This is a genomic window from uncultured Halorubrum sp. (genome assembly GCF_937146585.1).
Classification (GTDB): Archaea; Halobacteriota; Halobacteria; order Halobacteriales; family Haloferacaceae; genus Halorubrum; species Halorubrum miltondacostae.
This window is the reverse complement of sequence record NZ_CAKZRO010000160.1, coordinates 1-17,362: the sequence shown is the minus strand read 5'-3', so window position 1 is coordinate 17,362 and position 17,362 is coordinate 1. Positions and strand designations below refer to the sequence as shown.

Here is a 17,362-nt window from a genome sequence, read left to right as displayed (position 1 = left end):
GACGGCTCCTTCACACGGAGCAGGCCGGCGGTTCGAATCCGCCCCAACCCATACGTAGTACGCACGGACCGTAACCGTGCGATTTCTTCCTTCTCAGACCTTTTAGTGCCTAAATAGTGATTTCGGGAGTCGGAAGTTCCTAACTCAACCGGCTTCCGTAGGTTGATCGCCTCCGTCTGGGGAACCTGTTACATGATTCAGTTCGAGTGATGAGAATTTTGAACGCGAACCGCTCGGTCACCGCATATCCGGGACAGACGGGAGTCCATTCAACTGCTCGGTCTTGATATGCGAGTCGCAGTTGATGCTTCCGCAGTTCGCGCAGTACGTGTCGTCGTTGGCGGTGCCGGCCGTGTCACAGCGAACACATCGGTGGATCCCGTCCTCGGTCAAACGTACGATGGGACCCTGAATTACGGACGCGCTGTTTGCGTGGTTCTCAAAGAGCGGATTCACTGACCGCTTGGTTTGGGGGCGGTCGATTCGTAGATGCTCGCCGATTTAGATACTCTCAATCACAGCAGAGATGGAGTCCACGATTTCGGTCGGCTGGTACGCAAACTCGGTAATCTCGTCACGGTCGGTCGATCCCGTGAGAACGAGATACGTGGTCAAGCCGGCCTCGATACCGGCCACGACGTCCGTATCCATGCGATCGCCGATCATCGCCGTCGACTCGGAGTGAGCGTTGATTCGGTTCAGGCCGCTTCGAATCATGATCGGGTTGGGCTTGCCAATGAAGTACGGTTCCTGGCCGGTAGCTTCCGTGAGAAACGCGGCGACTGAACCCGTAGCCGGGAGTGGACCCTCCGGTGAGGGAGCAGTCGCGTCCGGGTTCGTCGCGATGAACCGGGCCCCTTGGTCGATCAGTCGGAGGGCCGTTGTGAAGTCCTGAAACGAATACGTACGGCTCTCGCCCAGAACCACGAAATCCGGGTCGGAATCGGTCAGCGTGTACCCAACGTCGTGAAGCGCTGTCTCCAGTCCCGCTTCGCCGATGACGTACGCCGAAGCGTTCGGCGCCTGGTTGGACAGAAACTGTGCCGTAGCCGTTGCCGAGGTCCAGATCCGCTCTTCGGGGATATCGAGCCCGACGTCCGAAAGACGCGCCGACAAGTCACACCGTGAGTAGATCGAATTGTTAGTGAGTACCAGAAACTCTCGTCCCTCCTCTCGGAGGCGGGCGACGAACTCTCGAGCTCCGGGGAGGGCAACTTCTTCGTGTATTAGTACTCCGTCCATGTCGAGCAGCCACGTTTCCGGATGGTCTTTCGGGTTAGACATACTCTACTGGAAGCGTACGTAATGCGAGGTCTGCGGCTTACTTGAAACCTCTCGACAGCGATTCTATCGTTCGACTCTCGTCGTGATACTCACGCCGGATCAGCGTCAACGATGGTTGATATCCGGGCGTTCTCCTTGACGCTGATCCCGGCGCCGCCGATCGACAGTGGGACTCGCGGGAGCGACACGACATGGAGCGTGGGGTGAGAGGCCCCCCGCTCTAACAGAGCCTCCCGCGTCTGGACGGTAAATCGCAGGTCATCCCCGGGGATCGACTCGTTGTACTCGACGAGGTACGTGCCGGGGTCGAGCGACCACCACCCGTACTCGTCGTCTGGAGACCGCTTCTCGCACTCCCGCGGTTCGGAGGCGGCAGCTTCGAGTTCGCCGCCGCCGAAGTCGACACGACCCGGATCGGTGACCTCGTAGATTTCAGCGACTGTTAGATCAACCCCGTCCCCGTCGGTCTGGGTTGGTTCGTGGACGATGCCGTCGAGATAGTTCGCGTACTCTGGCATTGAACCATGGTAGGGCGTGACGCACCTAAATGCCGGTGGCCGTCATCGAGGCGTATTCGTGATACACGGTAACACACTCGTCGAAGTCGGCCTCAGCCGGGCCCACGCGGCCTTTACCCACTGCCGTCAGTATCGAGAGAAGTTCTCGTCTGGGTAGACCCGCCCATCCGCAAGGTCCACGACATCCAGAGTTGCCAACCGACTCAACCGCGCAGCTGCGTCATCCTCGTCGACTCCTAGTTCGACTGCCCGTGAGAGCACTCGCTCGCGCGTCGGGACCGATTCGACGAGACCGTCGTCGTCTACCACCACCTCCTCGGCGATGATGGCTTTCAGAACTGCGCCGTGTTCGCGTTTTGAAGGCGTACGGTCGTGACCGGTCCACTCCACTGAGAGGGTCCCATCCGTGTTGACGTGCGACACGACGAACCCGTCGGGAAGAGTCTCGGTCAACGCGGCGACCAGTGCCGCACGGTCAAGGCGCGCTTTGAACCGGTACCGATGCCCGTCCGACGACTGTTCCGTCATTTCGACGTTCGCCCCGCGCTGCTCGGTGGCATCGGTGACTGCCGCTGCCAGCCGTTTTCCGATCTCCGCGCCTGTCTTATCGCGCTCCTTTGCCGCCTCAGTCGCCTCGCTCGACAACGCTTCGTACCTCTCCATCTGCTCGTGTAACGGCCTATCGTCCATACACGTCCACCCGAGGCCAGCGGATTACGTTTTGTGCCGCGGAATCGTCTCTCCTATCAACCAACGCAACCATGACAGATTACAGGACCGTCGCGATCTTCTCAGGAAGGCTCCGTGCGTAGTTCCGGAGGCCTATCGTAACTGCTGGTTTGAGCATGCCCGGACCAGAGTGGCCTCGTTGCCGTGTCCAAGCGACTCTCTCCACGCACAGGGGTCATGTCGTCTTTGGTTAATGGAAGCCGATATTTGCGGGGTCGGTGTCACGATCCAACGATATCTCGAGAATGCCATTGTTGAGACTCCACTCTGTCGACTGGTCGTTGACGTACGACGGCAGGTCGACGCGTGTCACGACCGGCCGAGGTGTAACAGCGGCGTAGATCGCGACGGTACGCCCATCACACTGGATCTTGACGTCGTCTGCCGCAACGTCAGGGAGTTCAGCGACCACTCGGATCTCGTCGTCATACTCGTGGACATCAACGGGTGCGTCGTCACCACCGGCCATCCCAGCTAGCAGGTCCTCGATTCCGCCAAACGAACTACCGAACGGATCCTCGTCATCGTCTGAGTTCCGTCTCATTACAGTATATACGAGAGGTACGCCGATAAGCCTTCGGCGCAGTGCTGTGACTGCGAGAGTCTCAATAGCTGGCTTCGTCTGTCTCAACGACGCCACACCGTTTCTCTCCGGGGAAGGATGTGGTTGCCACTAGTTCATTTACCTGTTGAGGCCCTAACAGCCCTATGAGATCTATTGACGCAGATACGGTGATGATCGGAGCCGGTGTGATCCTCAGTCTGCTGGCGTTTATCGAGATTTACACCACTTGGAAGCGGACCCGAGAGCACGAAGGTATCGAAGGTGGCGATGACCAGCCGTCGGAGAAGAAAAAAGCGCTCTAGAGTTGCTGAGAGTGCCACTAACGCCACTGAGGGAAACTCCTATACCCCTTGGGATTCTTGTTAGTGTGTGGACGAATCAGACGAAACTGCGACTGAACTGGTAGACGATATTGATACCGGCGGTCTGGGGACAGCCGTGATCGCATCCATCGGATCGGTCGCGCTCGCACTGTACTTCTACTACGTCCGTGGGGACAAACAGCGAGGCCAATTCGTCGGCCTTTGGCCAACAACGATCCTCGCCGTGGCGTCGTACTTCAAACTCGAAGAGATCAAGCAGAAACTCGACGAACTCAGCGAGTAAGCCGCTTCACTGATACCTACACGTATTCAGTAGCGAGACGGTCTCAGGCCACTTCGCATTGACAATGACAGCAACGGAGTCCGATAGCGTTCTCACTGACGACCAGTGGTTCGCCATACTCATGATCGTACTCTCGGTTCTACTCTTTATGCTAATTCGCCGAGATGAAACGGACACCTGACTAGCATCTCTTTTTCACTCAGATTTCATTTAGGAAGCCGGCAGATGGGAACTGCGGAGTTACTCGTTTTCGAGAGCGTCGTAGACGTCTCGGGTTGAATTTTGTTACTACGGGTTATGATATACGCAAATATGATCATCCAGAATGTTTTATCCGAGAACCGCTAGGTCCTCGCCACTGTTGACTTCGAGTTCGTCGATCTCTGCTTGCCGAAGGTCCGGTGAGCTATTCTCAACTGTCGGCTGCGTTGTCGAGTCATTCGTCTGCGTGGGGACTGCGGCCGCACTGGTGGTGACCGCACCGATCCGGGGTCGCGACCACTGCGAGACACAGCATGACTGCGGACAGCTTTCGCCACAAATCGGCGTCGTTAGCCACTCTGACCGGACGTCGATACATGACTTCAAGGATAAAATCTCTAATCTATTCTTCTGGTGCGGTATATCGTATCCGGCGTCACATCAAGACTCACCTGCTATCGGAGCGATGCTTTGGTCGGCATGAAGTGGAAATTGATGGGGGTAGGGTCCGCTCTGAGTCTCGTCGGCATCGTGCTGGCGGCAGACCTGAGCTTTGCTGGGCCGACGTTCCCAACCACGCCGCTGGGTCTGGTTGGCTGGGCTTTGCTGCTCGCCGGGCTCGCGGGGATGCGACTCAGTCTCGGCGACGGTCAGTAAGTGTCTCCGGCTGTGGCTGACACTCCTCAAAATTGGCCGTCCATCCGTCAGAACGCAGATGTCAGGCTACTACCTCTATTCCAACCGGACAGGGGCCGAGAGAGTTTGGTGGTAAAACGCGCACGATACTGTGGGCAATCTTGCCACTTGACACGTAGCGAGCGGAAGTCCACCGCTTCAGGGGTGGCTGTAAGCGACAACGCGGCCCCAGCAGTCCACGGCTGTATCGGCTTCGTCGGATTCGTAGCACTCCCGAAGTCCCGAGCGTTCGGACTCTCGGTCGACGAAGCGATCCATACTGTCGAGTGGTCAGAGAGCGGTATGAACGCGCCAAACAACCAATTCTAGAACGGGCTCATCCGGGGTTGGCCATTTTGAGATCGTCTATTGCCGAACTACATTTCACCGACCGGCGGAGAGTCGGTCTGGCGTCCCAACAGGACCCCCGGTCGAGAGTCAGTCGTCGGCAGGAGACGCCTCAGCCTGCCCTTGCCAGAGGTTCGCATATGTACCGCCGCTCGCAACCAGTTCCGCGTGAACCCCCTGTTCGACGATCTGGCCCTGATCCATCACGACGATCTCGTCGGCGTTCTGAATCGTTGACAGCCGGTGGGCAATGATGAACGCGGTCCGCTCCTCGACCAAGCGCTCGAGGCTCTCTTGGATTAGTTCCTCGGTCTCCGTGTCAACGTCCGATGTGGCCTCGTCAAAGACGATGATCTCGGGATCGTTGAGTAGTGCGCGGGCGATGGCGAGGCGCTGCCGCTGGCCGCCGGAGAGTTTGATACCTCGCTCGCCGACCTGGGTGTCGTACCCGTCGGGGAGGTCTTCGATGAACTCGTCAGCTTCGGCGGCCTCAGCCGCCCGCTCAACTTGGTCGCGGGCGCTCTTATTGGGGCCGTCCGACCACTCGGAGTCGAGTATCTCGCGGTCGCCGTATGCGATATTCTCCGCGACGGTTCCTGAGAACAGGTAGGGATTCTGCTCGACAATGGCGATAGCGTCCCGCAACGACTGGAGGTCGTACTCCCGGACGTCAGTCCCATCGACCCGGACTGCACCGTCATTGACATCGTGGAACCGGGGAATGAGTTTCAACAGCGTTGACTTCCCGGCTCCGGTTGCCCCGGCAAGCCCGATCGTCGTTCCCGACGGCACATCGAGTGAGACGTCCTGAAGCACCGGCTCGCGGTCCCCGTAGGCGAACGTCACGTCGTCGAACGTGACCGCTCCGTCGATCGAATCGGGGACGTGCGCTCCGTCGGGGCTGGTGATTGTGGGCTCGCGGTCGAGCAGCCCGAACACGCGCTCGGCGCTGGACTTCGCGAGCTGGTACTTGTTCGCTGACTTCCCGACCCGACGCATCGGCGAGTACAGCCGCCGCAACAGGAGGAAAAAGAGCGCGAATCCGCCGAGGGTCAGCGCCCCTGCCTCACCGGGAACGCCCGTGATGATGTCAGTCCCGCCGATGTAGAGCACGAGGACGAACACGACGCCGGTCAGCAGCCGTAAGGTCGCGAAGAACCCGCGTCGAATGCGCAGCGCTGCGACCTTTTCGTCGTGGTACGCCTCGCTCTGCTCGGCGACCCGGCCGTGCTCGAAGCTGTACCGGTCGAACGCCTTGATCACCGCGGCGCCGCCGAGGTTATTCTCGAGCCGCGTGTTCAGCCGCGCGACGGTCTCGCGGATCGACTTATATCGAGGCTCGATCCAGGTGAGAAACCGGCTGCTCGCCAGTCCGATGACCGGGACCGGTGCGAGCGCAATGAGCGCCAGCTTCGGCGAGTACGTCCAGAGAATGATCGCAATGCCGCCGACCGTTGCGACGACGCGGATGAGCTGTCGGAACTCCGTGTTGAGGAACTGCTCGAGCCGATTGATGTCGCTGTTGAGAATCGACATCATTCCGCCGGTCTGATGATCGGCGAAGAAATCCATCGAGAGCCGCTGAAGGTGGTCGTACGTGTCGTTCCGCAGATCACGTTGGACCTTCTGCGCAGTCGCTTGGAGCAGATACCGGGACACGAACCGAGAGACCGACCGGACCACGTACGCGAGCACCGCGATGAGCACGAGCTGTTCGAGCACCGCGAGGCGAGCCGCTTCGCCGGTGATTTCGCCCGGCGGCAGCAAGCCGACGTCGGTCAACAGCCCCGCGTCAGCCGACCCGCGGATCGCTCGATCGATGGCAGCTGCGACGACAATCGGTGGCACCAGCCGGGCGAACCTGGTGAGAAACGCCGCAAGCACGCCGAGCGTGAGCGTCGGCCAGTAGCGTTTGGCGTAGCCGAGCAAACTCAGCATCGGGTGACCGTCGACGTTCTCGCGGACGTGTTCGAACCCGCCCTGGTCGTCTGTCACGATGTTCGGTAACGCGCTCGCGTACAAGTATCCGATGACATGACGCTGTTGAGCCGGCGCCTCGACTCGGTATCGCGAGCGATCCCTCGATCGAACCTGCGTTCAAACTCGTACGGTTCGTTGACTGCCATCTCGATGGCCCCTTCGACCCCGACCTCGATTGGGAACCACCGAAGAGTGAATCACCTCGCCGGTGGCCACCGTGGCTGAGACGCTCCCCGTCTCTCGCGCGCAATGGTATTCGCCAGCAGCGGACACGCGGAACACGCTGGAGAGCCGTGGTTCAGACCGCGGACACGAAGCAGAGCATCGCGTGTCGGAGATCGCCGTTCCGAGCCGGGGGAGATGGCGTGTCGGCGAGGATAGCGGTCCAGATGGCCGACCGCGGTTCACACAGCGGCTCGGCGGTCACTCGAACTTGTCGAAGAGAACGCTCTCCGAGGACCGGACCCGCGCGTCGCTATATGCCCCGAAGCGTCCGCCACTTCGCGGCGACGAACCCCGCCACGATGAACGCGAACCCGACGACGGTCGCGGGCGTCACTTCCTGCCCGAGCACGAGCCAGCCCGCCAGCGCCGCGAACACGGGAATCACGTACTCGATGAAGCTCATCTCGATGGGGCCGAGGTCGTCCAGCAACGTGAAGTAGAGCAGGAAGCCGCCGACGCCGGCGACCGCGGAGAGGTACGCGAGCGCAGCGAGCGCGGACGGTGTCCACGTTGCGGCCGCGAACGACTGGCCGGGCAGCGCGAACACTGCGACGTGGAGGACGACGGCGCCGACGCCCATCATCCACGCCTGCGTCGAGAGGAACGGCATCGACGGCGACCGGCTGTGCGTGACGACCGCGGCGACGGCGAACGCGAGCGCGGCGGCGAGCACGAGCGAGACGCCGAGGACGCTGTCCGCGACGTTCGCGGGGTCTGGGTCGGCGATGACGACGACCCCCGCGAACCCGAGCGCGACGCCCAGCGCGGTGGCGGCGGTGAACTCCTCGTCCGTGGAGGCGAGCCGCGTGAGCGCGGGCGTCACCACGGGGACGAGCCCCAACAGCACGGCGGCGACCCCGCCCGCGACGTACCGCTGGCCGGCGAAGAGGAACGCGTGGTGCGCGCCGATGATGAGCGCGCCGCCGACGAGCACGTAGACGAAGTCGTCTCGCGTCCGGGGGCGGACGTCCGTGCCGGAGGCGAACACGGCGGCGAACAGCAGCGCGGCGGCGACGTCGAAGCGCACGGCCGCGAACGGTACCGCAGGTAGATCGGCCAGCCCGACGTCCGTCGCCATGAACGCCGTTCCCCAGACGGCACACAGGAGCAGGAACCGGCCGGCCGTCCCGTAGCGACTCATTCACGCGGAGGTCGCCGCCGACGGCGAAGTATGCGTCGAACCGCGACGCTCCGGGCGGTCCGCCTCTAGGTCGTGCGGTCGTTTCGTCGCCCGCACGCACAGGGTACAAGTGAATCGCACCGAGAAACAACTAGAGCTGTATTGAGAAAAGTTCAATTTATATCCCGAACGCTGAGAACCGCATCCGTCGCAGGTATCGCGGCTGATCGACAACAAGACTTTATTTTCGGCGGTCGAAGGTCGGGTAATGGGAGACCCAGCGGGCGGCGGATCGCCGGACGTCCTCGAGAACAAGCGGAACGCGACCCGGTATCAGATCCTCGTGGAGATCGCGGCCCGCCAGCCGGCCGTGAGCCAGGGCGAGATCGCGGACGCGATCGGCGTGACGTCGCAGGCGGTCAGCGATTACGTCCGCGACCTCGCGGAGTCCGGCTACGTGGAGAAGGGAGGCCGCGGTCGGTACGAGGTGACGAAGGAGGGGGTCGACTGGCTCATCTCTCGGACGGACGACCTAGAGGCGTACCTCGAACGGGTGAACTCCGACGTCCTCGGCAGCGTCGAGGTCGACGCCGCCGTCGCGCTCGACGACGTCGCGGAAGGCAGCGAAGTCGGGTTGGTGATGCGCGACGGCGTCCTCCACGCCAACCCCGCCGGTGGGACGGCGACCGCGGTCAGCGTCACGAGCGCCGCGGCGGGCGAGGCCGTCGGCGTCGCCGACTTCGAGGGCGTCGTGGACTACGAGACGGGGAGCGTCTCGGTGCTCCCCGTCCCGACCGTCACCGACGACGACCGCCTGAGTCCCGACGTGGTCTCGACGCACGTCCCGGACGAGGGTCTCGTCGCGGTCGCCGGCACGGAGGCGTACGCGCTCGTCTCGCGGAGCGACACCTCGCCGGACATCCGGTTCGGGACCGCGGAGGGCGTCGCCGAGGCGGGGATGCTCGGCCTCGACGTGCTCCTCGTCGCGGTGACCGACGAGATCCCGCGACACACGTCCAAGCTCCGCGATCGGAACGTCCCGCACCGCGTGCTGGACTCGGACGCGTTCTAGCCTCGCTGCGGCCCGTCTATTCGGCACCCCGGTTGTCGGCGGCGGCGGGACAACTGACACGACGCCGGTGCGCCGCGAAAAACCGTCTTAAATCGGTCTGAAAGGGGCTCAAACGCGTGAATCCGCCTTTACGATTGTACCTTCTTATGTGGTCGGCCGTCCGAACGATGCGTGTGATGACCGCGAAACTCCCCGACCCGCGCTCGCCGGCGTCACCGTCGAGCACGGGAGCACCCGAGCGTCGCTCGCAACGAGTTGATCCCGAATGAAGCGGTCCTCCGTTATCGGCGCCGTGCTCGCCCTCGTCGTTCTCACGGCCGCGGCCGGCGCGATGCTGTACGCCGGCCCGGGTCCCGCTCCCGGCGGCAGCGCGCAAGACTCGGGCGGTGAGGAGTTCCCAACGGAAAGTTCGACGGACGAGGGCGGGTCCACGGAGAGCGGGACCACCGCCGCGGAGCCGTTCACGTTCACGGTCGACGAGACCACCGAGTGCGGGACGACCTGTCGGGACGTCACCGCGACGCTGAACAACGAACGGAACGAGACCGCGACCGGGGTCACGACCTACACGCGGATCTACGCCGGCGAGAACGACACCGACACCGACGACGTCGTCTGGGAGGGCACGGTGGACGTCGGGACGCTCGAAGGCGGTGCGTCCCACACGGCGACCGAGCGCGTCGAGCTCTCGCTGCTGGACGCAGGGAAGGTCAGCCAGAACGACGGCTGGATAACCATCGTAACCACCGTCGAGTCGGACGACGGGACCGTTACCTTCCGAGAGAGCAGACGGGTGTGAGCGGAGAGAGACGCCGCCGAACAGGGGCACCTATCCGTCGCGGGTCGGCGATGTCGCACTCGGTACCACTACCCGTCGGCGGGCGGTGAAAGCGATCCGAAGCGACTGCCGAACGGGACCCCACGCGGACACCCGCTCCGTCGCGATCACTCCGCGGTGACGCCGGCGACGGTCACGTACAGGCCGAACGTGGCGATCATCGTCCCGCCGAGCTGCGTGCCGGCGGTCGGCAGGACCCCGACGTCCGGGTAGAGCAGCGGCGCGAGCATGAACCAGCCCCCGAATATCGTCGTCAGGACGGCCGGCGGGAGGCTGGGCGTTCCCGCCGCCCGCAGGAGCTGGAGACTCCGCGCCGCGAACACGACCCCGAGCAGGCCGCTCGAACTGATACTTCCGGCGAACGCGTTGGACGTCCCGAGCAACAGCGGCAGGACGGCGACCCCGGCACACGCGAGGAGGCAGACGGCCGACGACGCCAGCATGAACCGCGACGGGTGGTGTTCGCTCACGTTAATACTCTCGTCACCGGCCCAATTAATTCCACTGGCGGGGGCGGACGCGCCCGCGGCGCGCGACGGATCCGTGGGCTTTCACCCGTCACGCACGAACGGGCGAGCGTGTCTCAGGACCAGTCCCGTCCGTCCGGTTCCGGGCTCGACGTGCTGATCTCCGGCGGCTCGATGGGCGGACTCTTCACCGGCATCGCGCTCGCGCGCTCGGGCCACAGCCCGACCATCTACGAGCGGTCGGCGGGAGCGCTCGAGAGCCGCGGCGGCGGTATCGTCGCCCAGCAGAACATCCGCCGGTTCCTCGCCGACCACGACGTCGTCGACCCGGACGCGATCACGACGCGGTCGCACGAGCGTCGGTTCCTCACGGAGAGCGGCGACGTCGAACGCGCCGCGCCCGAGACGATGGTGTTCACGTCGTGGGACGCGCTCTATCGGCAGCTCCGCGACGCCTTCCCCGACGAGCGGTATCAGACCGGGGCGAAGGTCACGAGCGTCTCGCCCGAGGCGGCCACCGCCACGATCGCCGGCGAGACGGAGCGGACGGCGGACCTGGTCGTAGCCGCCGAGGGCGGTCAGTCGACGACGCGCGCGCAGCTGTATCCGGACGCGGAGCCGGAGTTCGCCTCCTACGTCGCGTGGCGCGGCGTCGTCGACGAAGCGGACCTCTCGACCGCGTGCGTCGAGGCGTTCGACGGGACGTTCACGTTCTACCAAGGGGCCGACCAGCTCATCCTCGCGTACTTCATTCCGGGCGCGGACGGGGAGACCGAGCCGGGGTCGCGCCGCCTCAACTGGGTGTGGTACGACACCCTCGACGGTCGGGACCGAGAGGCGATATTCACGGACACGAGCGGCACCGAGCGGCGGCGCTCCGTCGCGCCGGGTCGGCTGCGCGACCCGGTTCGCCGCCGACAGCGCGAGCGCGCGGCGACGCTCCCGCCCGTGTTCGAGACGCTCGTCGGCGAGACACCGGACCTCTTCGTCCAGGCGATATACGACCTGACGGTGCCGTCGATGGTCGCGGATCGGGCGTGTCTCCTCGGCGACGCCGCGTTCGTCGCCCGCCCGCACACGGCCGCCGGGACGGCGAAGTCGGCGGGCGACGCGACCGCGCTCGCCGACGCCCTAGCGAGTCACGAGTCGGTCGACGACGCGCTCGCGGCGTGGAACCGGAGACGCACCGAGTACGGCACCGCGCTCGTCGATCGGGGGAGAGAGATGGGAGACGAGCGGCTGAATCTGCGCTAAACGGGGCGCGACGCGATCGCTCGGGGCGTCGCGGGGGGTTATGACCGAGTGGGCAGCGTCCGGATCGGTCGTTACCGGTCTCTGAACTCGACCGTGTAGCCGTTCTCGCGAAGTGCTTCGACGAGCTCGTCCCCCTGCTCGATCGTGAACTCGTGGAACGAGTTGGTGGGACTGTCAGCCGAGTACAGGTCCGAGTCGATGTTGTCCGGGACCTCGTTCTGGTGAGTGTCCTCTTGGACGACGACCGGCTGGCTGGGTACGTGGGGAGAACCGATATCTTCTGGCATTTGAACACCTTCCGTTACGGCTGTTCGGACATTTGAATTCCGATCTCGGCCCGACGGGCCGCGTCAGGCGAACGTCAGCGTCTCGTCGGTGATGTCGATGTCGTCCGGGTTGCCGTTGAAGATGCCGTACGAACCGGCGATGCCGATCTGTTTTCGGTAGAGGATCGATCCCGACGGCTCGTGGACCATCTGGAGACGGATCCGGTCGGCGTCGGGGTAGTTACCGTCGTCGCCGGCCAGCCGGCACGCCACGTTGACGTCGGTACAGTTGACGTCGCCCGGAATCGTGTCTCCGTCTTGGTTGTTGTGGACGACCGTCAGCCCGACGCTTTCGCCGGGGCGTAGCGACCGGTCGAGGGTTCCGGTGACCCGCTGTTCCCCGTGGTCGAGGGAGACGACGATCTCGTCGGCCTCGACGGTCTCGCCGGCGGTGTTCGTGAGCGTGATCTCCCACCGGAACTCCTCGTAGTCCGGGGCCGAGGCGGGCGCTTCCTCGAACGTCAGATCGAGCGCGGCGAAGGTCGGCCGCTCTCTGAGGTCGTCCGTGATCCCGATCGCGAACACGCCGACGGAAGCGGCGAGGACGACGGTGATCGCGACGAGCAACACGACACCGACGGCCGGGGCGACCGCGCGACCCTCGTTCGCTCCGGCCGGTTCCTCCATTGCTAACCCTTTTTGTCAATATAATAATAACAATTGTGATCTGCCTCGCGCGGACGCCGGCCGGACCGATCGACGGGAGCGAGGTCGCGGCGACGAGACACACCAACTACTTATAATCCAGTACGGAATGAATCACGGCATGGAGGACCGAGTGTGGCACAGGAGTTTCTGATCCCGCTCGTCGCCGGCATCATCGGACTCGGCGTCCTCGCGCAGATCCTCGCCGCCAGGCTCCGCGTCCCGAGCATCATTTTCTTCCTGCTCGTCGGGGTGATCATCGGTCGGCCGGGGCTCGGAATCGTGACGAGCGAGAGCTTCGGCGACTCGCTCCCGGCGATCGTCGGGCTCGCAGTCGCGATCATCGTCTTCGAGGGGGCCTTCCACCTCGAGTTCGAGCGCATTCGGCAGGCCCCGCGGGCCGCCGTTCGCCTCGTCACGGTCGGGGCCGGCATCGCGCTGGTCGGGACCGCGGTGGCCGTCCGGCTCCTCGAGGGGCTCCCGTGGGAGCTCTCGTTCGTGATCGGCGCGCTGCTCGTCGCCACCGGCCCGACGGTCATCTCACCGATCCTGGAGGTCGTCCCCGTCCGCGACCAGGTCGCGGCCGTGTTGGAGACCGAGGGGATCGTCAACGACGTGACGGCGGCGATCACGGCCGTCGTGCTCTTCGAGACGGTGAACCCCACGGTCGCTGGCGAGGGGCTGATCCAGGGGTTCGCGCTCCGCCTCGGGGAGGGGCTGCTCGTCGGCCTCGTGGTCGCGGGCATCCTCTACTACCTGCTCCGGTACGTCGACCTCTCGCCCGGGGCCGCGCCGCGGAACGCCCGGCTGCTCGCGCTCGCCGGCGCGCTCGCCGCGTACGCGGGGGCGAACCAGCTGGCGAGCGAGGCCGGCGTCGCCGCCGCCGCCACCGCCGGCCTCGTCCTCGGGAACGTGGACATCCCCTACAAGGAGGAGATAACCGACTTCAAGGGCGACATCACGCTGCTCGTGCTGGCGTTCGTGTTCATCGCGCTCGCCGCGCAGCTCCCCCCCGCGGCGATATTCGACGTCGGGCTCGCGGGGCTCGGCGTGGTCGTCGTGATCGCGGTGGTGATCCGGCCGCTGCTCGTGTTCGTCTCGACCGTCGGCGACCGGTTCACCTTCTCCGAGCGGCTGTTCATCAGCGCCATCGGGCCGCGCGGGATCATCCCCGCGTCGGTCGCGACGCTGTTCGCCACCGAGCTCCGGGCGGCCGCCACGGAGCTCAACGACCCCGCGCTGGCACAGCAGGCGGACCTGCTGATCGGGACGGTGTTCCTCGTCATCTTCGTGACCGCCCTCGTCCAGGGCGGGCTGGCGCGGTACATCGCGCAGTACCTCAACGTGATACCCATGAGAGTCATCATCGTCGGAGGCGGGCAGGTGGGCCGCGCGCTCGCCGAGCGCCTCGAAGACCGCGGCGAAAACGTCGTCATCATCGAGGAAGATGAGGCGACGGTCGAATCGCTCCGCAACGACGGCTTCGCCGCCGTGATCGGCGACGGGACGGACACGGAGGTGTTGCGCAAGTCCGGCGCCGAGAACGCCAAGATCCTCGTCGCGGCCACCGGAGACGACGACACGAACCTGCTCGTCGCGCAGCTCTCGAAGACGAACTTCGGCGTCGAGAAGATCCTCGCGAAGGCGAACAACTCCGACAACGTCGACGCGTTCGAAGACCTAGGCGTGAGTACGATCTCCGCCGCGATGTCGGCCGCGTGGGCCCTCGACAATCAGATCGAGCGGCCGGACCTCGCCCACTGGATGACCGACATCGGGGAGACCGGCGACGTCCAACAGATCGAGGTCACCAACGAGGAACTGATCGGTAAGGCCGTCCGCGAGGTCGGTCCGATGCTCCCCGACGGCTGCCTCATCGCCGTTCTCAGCGACGGCGACAGCGAGTCGGTCGCGGTGCCGAGCGCGGACACGGTGGTAAACCGCGGCGACCACGTCACGCTGCTCGGTCGACGCGACGCCGTCCGAGAGGGGATGGAGTTGGTTCAGCCCGACTGAGCCGGGCTGGGAGACCATGCGCCTCCGCGCTCGGCGAGACTCACACGGAAGAGAAGTACGACTGGCCGAACCGGAGGAGGTCGCGGTCGAACTCCTCCGGGTCGTCGACCCGGAAGTGAAAGAGTCGGTTCCGCATGTCGCCGATTTCGAGCACGAGCTCGCGGATCACGTCCTGCTGGTCGTCGAAGATCGGCTCGAACTCCGCCCAGTGGATGGAGATGAACTGGGCGTAGTGCGCGTAGCTACAGTGGTCGACTGACGCCGGCGTCGGCAGCGGGTGGTCCTCGTCGAACGTCGCGGCCAGCTCGTCTGACAGCGCGTCGCCGAACGCCCGCGCGAGGAGCTCGCGAAGCCGCATCTCGATCGACTCGATCAGCAGGAACGGTTCGAGCATCCGCTTCAGCCGCGTCAGGAGGTCGTAGTCGGTCAGGATCTGCCACGCCTCGCCCCCGTCGACGACGATGTACGTGTGCTCCGCGAGCGCGTCGAACACCGCGAGGACGGTCTCGTCCTCGCTGACCGTGTGCGCGTCCTCGACGGCCGCCCCGACCGATATCTTGTCCAGCGTCTTGTGGCCCACGTCCAGCTGGTGGAACGCGAGCAGCGTCCGGACGACGGATCGGTAGGTGACAATCCCGACGAGCTCGCCGTCGCGTTCGACGCCGACCTGCGTGTAGTCGTTCTCGAACATCCGGCGAAGGGCCGTTTCGAGCTCGAGGTCGTACTGGACGGTCCGAAGTCGGTTGTCGATCGGGAGGTCTGCGATAGTGTACATGATGCTGTCGTGTCGTCGCGGGGAGAGCTACGCGTCTCCGCGCGGGCGTGTCACCGCTTCGCTCACGGGTGACGCCGGAGTTCGGAGTCGATGTACGAGGCGAGCGAGACCCGGGTCGCCGCCGCGGCGCTCTCGCGGTCGGTCGTCGCGCGGGCGTACATCGCGCCGTTGACCGTCGCGAGGATGTGCTCTGCGACCCGCGAGGGGTCGACGTCGCGGAACGTCCCCTCCTCGATGCCACGCTCGACGACATCCCGGATGGTGGCCGCCAGCCGGTCGTCGATTCGCGTGAACTGCTCGCGGAACACCTCGTTCGTCACGGCCTGCGACCGGAGCCCGACCAGCACGGCCTGGAGCTGGCGCTGCTCCTCGTCGGGCTGGAGCGGCAGGAGCTTCTCGACGACGTGTTCGAGGTCGGCGGTCGGCTCGTCGCCGGTCTCGGTCGCGACCGTCGCCTCGAACCGGTCGACGGCGAACTCGAGGAACGCGACTAAGAGGTCGTCCTTGGCGTCGTAGTGGTAGTAGATGGCGGCCTTGGACTTCCCGAGCTCCGCGGCGATCCGCGAGATCGACAGCCCGGCGTAGCCGTGTTCGAGCAGCGCCCGGTACGTCGCCTCCATGATCTCCGCTTCGGCGGCGCTCCAGTCGCGCTCGGGCGCGTCGGCGACCATCGTCAGTCCGACCCCCGCTCGGTCGTCCGCCCGCCGTCGGCGGGGTCGACGGCCTCGAGCTCGGTCGTACACCAGTGACAGAACCCGATGTCCGGGTCGACCGGCTTCCCGCAGGCGGGACAGGTCGGCGACTCGTCGGCAGCCGTCGCCTCCGTCGCTCCCGCCGCGTCGGCCGCCCGATCGCCGTCGGACCGGCGCTCGGCGGTCGCGACGAGGTAGGCGTCGACGACGCTGGCGGCGCTGACGAGGACGATCGGGAGCAGCGAGAACGGGTCGGCGATCGTGCCCGAGCTCAGCGCGGACAGCGCCGACTCGGGGACGAACAGGACCGTCGCCGCGTAGGTGGCCGAGAGCCACCCGATCGCGCGCACCCAACGCCGGAGGTACAGGTGGCCGAGTCCGGTTGCCAACGTCCCCAACACGGCGGCGAGCAGCGGATTCTTTCGGAGCGAGACGCGTGCCATATCGTGTACTGAACGTTCGGTAGGTAAAAGCGCTTCGTCCGTGTCGCGACGCGCGAGTCGGAGCGCAGCCTCGGAGGCTGATCGACCGCCAAACCGTCGCATTTTGGCCCGCAAGTGGCTCTCGTCTAAAACCGAGACGACGGCGAGAACGTCTCTCCTTCGGCGGTGGCCCCGGCCGAAACGTTAATACTTACCGAACGTTCAGTAAGAGCCACGGGCGAACAGACGCCCTCGACCGAACCATGACCCGCGAACCCCGATCCGCCGACGAATCGACGGCACCGTGGCACGACCGCCAGCTCGCTCGCTGGGACGACGAGTCGTCCCTCTACGAGGCTGTCACCGACGCCGTGTCGAGCGCCACCGGGACGGCCCGCTCGACGGTCGCGTCCCGGTACGACCGAGCGCACGCGGTCGCCCTCAGCCGGCTGTTCGGCGAGAACGAGGGGACGGCGACGCCCTCGACCGGGGTCGTCAAGTTCGTCCTCTCCGAGTGCGTCGTGTCGGTCCACAGCAGCGGACAGGTCTCGGTCAGTCCCGTCGACGAGACGGCCGCCGCGGACGCCTGAGCGGCCGGCTACGC

At 65.0% G+C, this 17,362-nt stretch carries 19 protein-coding genes and 1 pseudogene; 7 read left to right on the top strand and 13 right to left on the bottom strand.

All coding sequences use genetic code 11. From position 1 onward, the window contains the following. Positions 1-217 precede the first annotated feature (217 nt). From Q0116_RS13595 to Q0116_RS13575, 5 genes and pseudogenes are all read right to left on the bottom strand, one after another. A pseudogene (locus tag Q0116_RS13595) lies at positions 218-387 on the bottom strand (restriction endonuclease); the annotation flags it as partial. Between the two features lie 114 nt (positions 388-501). Continuing rightward, positions 502-1,242: an HAD-IIA family hydrolase gene (locus Q0116_RS13590; RefSeq protein ID WP_297889454.1), complete on the bottom strand. Its 741-nt coding sequence runs from the start codon at positions 1,240-1,242 to the stop codon at positions 502-504. Positions 1,243-1,373: 131 nt separating this feature from the next. Further along, positions 1,374-1,802, bottom strand: coding sequence for a dCTP deaminase (locus Q0116_RS13585; RefSeq protein ID WP_297889451.1), 429 nt, complete (start codon positions 1,800-1,802; stop codon positions 1,374-1,376). A 126-nt stretch (positions 1,803-1,928) separates the two neighbouring features. Further along, entirely contained in the window at positions 1,929-2,492 is a 564-nt protein-coding gene (locus Q0116_RS13580; protein ID WP_297889448.1) for a hypothetical protein, read from the bottom strand. Between the two features lie 229 nt (positions 2,493-2,721). Beyond that, a complete protein-coding gene (locus Q0116_RS13575; protein ID WP_297889444.1) occupies positions 2,722-3,075 on the bottom strand; it encodes an Hsp20/alpha crystallin family protein in 354 nt (117 codons plus the stop codon). Positions 3,076-3,239: 164 nt separating this feature from the next. Between Q0116_RS13575 and Q0116_RS13570 the strand changes: the two genes are divergently transcribed. Both Q0116_RS13570 and Q0116_RS13565 read left to right on the top strand, forming a co-directional pair. Further along, positions 3,240-3,398 carry a hypothetical protein gene (locus Q0116_RS13570; protein WP_297889442.1) on the top strand — a complete coding sequence of 53 codons (159 nt, stop codon included), beginning with the start codon at positions 3,240-3,242 and terminating at the stop codon, positions 3,396-3,398. Between the two features lie 67 nt (positions 3,399-3,465). Next, complete coding sequence (locus Q0116_RS13565; protein ID WP_297889439.1) at positions 3,466-3,702, top strand: hypothetical protein; 237 nt, start codon at positions 3,466-3,468, stop codon at positions 3,700-3,702. Positions 3,703-5,016: 1,314 nt separating this feature from the next. On the opposite strand, the gene Q0116_RS13560 is transcribed toward Q0116_RS13565, so the two are convergent. Continuing rightward, positions 5,017-6,921, bottom strand: coding sequence for an ABC transporter ATP-binding protein (locus Q0116_RS13560; RefSeq protein WP_297889436.1), 1,905 nt, complete (start codon positions 6,919-6,921; stop codon positions 5,017-5,019). A 460-nt stretch (positions 6,922-7,381) separates the two neighbouring features. Continuing rightward, positions 7,382-8,272: a DMT family transporter gene (locus Q0116_RS13555; RefSeq protein ID WP_297889433.1), complete on the bottom strand. Its 891-nt coding sequence runs from the start codon at positions 8,270-8,272 to the stop codon at positions 7,382-7,384. Positions 8,273-8,519: 247 nt separating this feature from the next. Here Q0116_RS13555 and Q0116_RS13550 point away from each other — a divergent pair, with 247 nt between their 5' ends. Both Q0116_RS13550 and Q0116_RS13545 read left to right on the top strand, forming a co-directional pair. Beyond that, positions 8,520-9,323, top strand: coding sequence for a MarR family transcriptional regulator (locus Q0116_RS13550; RefSeq protein ID WP_297889430.1), 804 nt, complete (start codon positions 8,520-8,522; stop codon positions 9,321-9,323). Positions 9,324-9,588: 265 nt separating this feature from the next. Next, positions 9,589-10,122 carry a hypothetical protein gene (locus Q0116_RS13545; RefSeq protein ID WP_297889427.1) on the top strand — a complete coding sequence of 178 codons (534 nt, stop codon included), beginning with the start codon at positions 9,589-9,591 and terminating at the stop codon, positions 10,120-10,122. A 146-nt stretch (positions 10,123-10,268) separates the two neighbouring features. Here the strand turns inward: Q0116_RS13545 and Q0116_RS13540 are convergent, their stop codons facing one another. Beyond that, a complete protein-coding gene (locus Q0116_RS13540; RefSeq protein WP_297889424.1) occupies positions 10,269-10,631 on the bottom strand; it encodes a hypothetical protein in 363 nt (120 codons plus the stop codon). A gap of 108 nt (positions 10,632-10,739) precedes the next feature. Here Q0116_RS13540 and Q0116_RS13535 point away from each other — a divergent pair, with 108 nt between their 5' ends. After that, positions 10,740-11,882: an FAD-dependent monooxygenase gene (locus Q0116_RS13535; RefSeq protein ID WP_297889421.1), complete on the top strand. Its 1,143-nt coding sequence runs from the start codon at positions 10,740-10,742 to the stop codon at positions 11,880-11,882. Between the two features lie 71 nt (positions 11,883-11,953). Here the strand turns inward: Q0116_RS13535 and Q0116_RS13530 are convergent, their stop codons facing one another. Together Q0116_RS13530 and Q0116_RS13525 are read right to left on the bottom strand one after the other, a co-directional pair. After that, positions 11,954-12,169 carry a hypothetical protein gene (locus Q0116_RS13530; protein WP_297889418.1) on the bottom strand — a complete coding sequence of 72 codons (216 nt, stop codon included), beginning with the start codon at positions 12,167-12,169 and terminating at the stop codon, positions 11,954-11,956. A gap of 63 nt (positions 12,170-12,232) precedes the next feature. Beyond that, positions 12,233-12,835, bottom strand: coding sequence for a type IV pilin N-terminal domain-containing protein (locus Q0116_RS13525; RefSeq protein WP_297889415.1), 603 nt, complete (start codon positions 12,833-12,835; stop codon positions 12,233-12,235). Between the two features lie 153 nt (positions 12,836-12,988). Here Q0116_RS13525 and Q0116_RS13520 point away from each other — a divergent pair, with 153 nt between their 5' ends. After that, positions 12,989-14,869 carry a cation:proton antiporter gene (locus Q0116_RS13520; protein WP_297889412.1) on the top strand — a complete coding sequence of 627 codons (1,881 nt, stop codon included), beginning with the start codon at positions 12,989-12,991 and terminating at the stop codon, positions 14,867-14,869. A gap of 40 nt (positions 14,870-14,909) precedes the next feature. On the opposite strand, the gene Q0116_RS13515 is transcribed toward Q0116_RS13520, so the two are convergent. From Q0116_RS13515 to Q0116_RS13505, 3 genes are all read right to left on the bottom strand, one after another. Beyond that, on the bottom strand, positions 14,910-15,644 hold the full coding sequence (locus tag Q0116_RS13515; protein WP_086219267.1) for a CBS domain-containing protein: 735 nt from the start codon (positions 15,642-15,644) through the stop codon (positions 14,910-14,912). Between the two features lie 62 nt (positions 15,645-15,706). Then, positions 15,707-16,315 (bottom strand): TetR/AcrR family transcriptional regulator, encoded by a 609-nt coding sequence (locus Q0116_RS13510; RefSeq protein ID WP_297889406.1) that lies wholly within the window; start codon positions 16,313-16,315, stop codon positions 15,707-15,709. Positions 16,316-16,317: 2 nt separating this feature from the next. Continuing rightward, entirely contained in the window at positions 16,318-16,779 is a 462-nt protein-coding gene (locus Q0116_RS13505) for a zinc ribbon domain-containing protein (RefSeq protein ID WP_297889404.1), read from the bottom strand. A gap of 242 nt (positions 16,780-17,021) precedes the next feature. On the opposite strand from Q0116_RS13505, the gene Q0116_RS13500 reads away from it, so the two are divergent. Further along, positions 17,022-17,348, top strand: coding sequence for a HalOD1 output domain-containing protein (locus tag Q0116_RS13500; RefSeq protein WP_297889402.1), 327 nt, complete (start codon positions 17,022-17,024; stop codon positions 17,346-17,348). Positions 17,349-17,362: the final 14 nt, after the last annotated feature.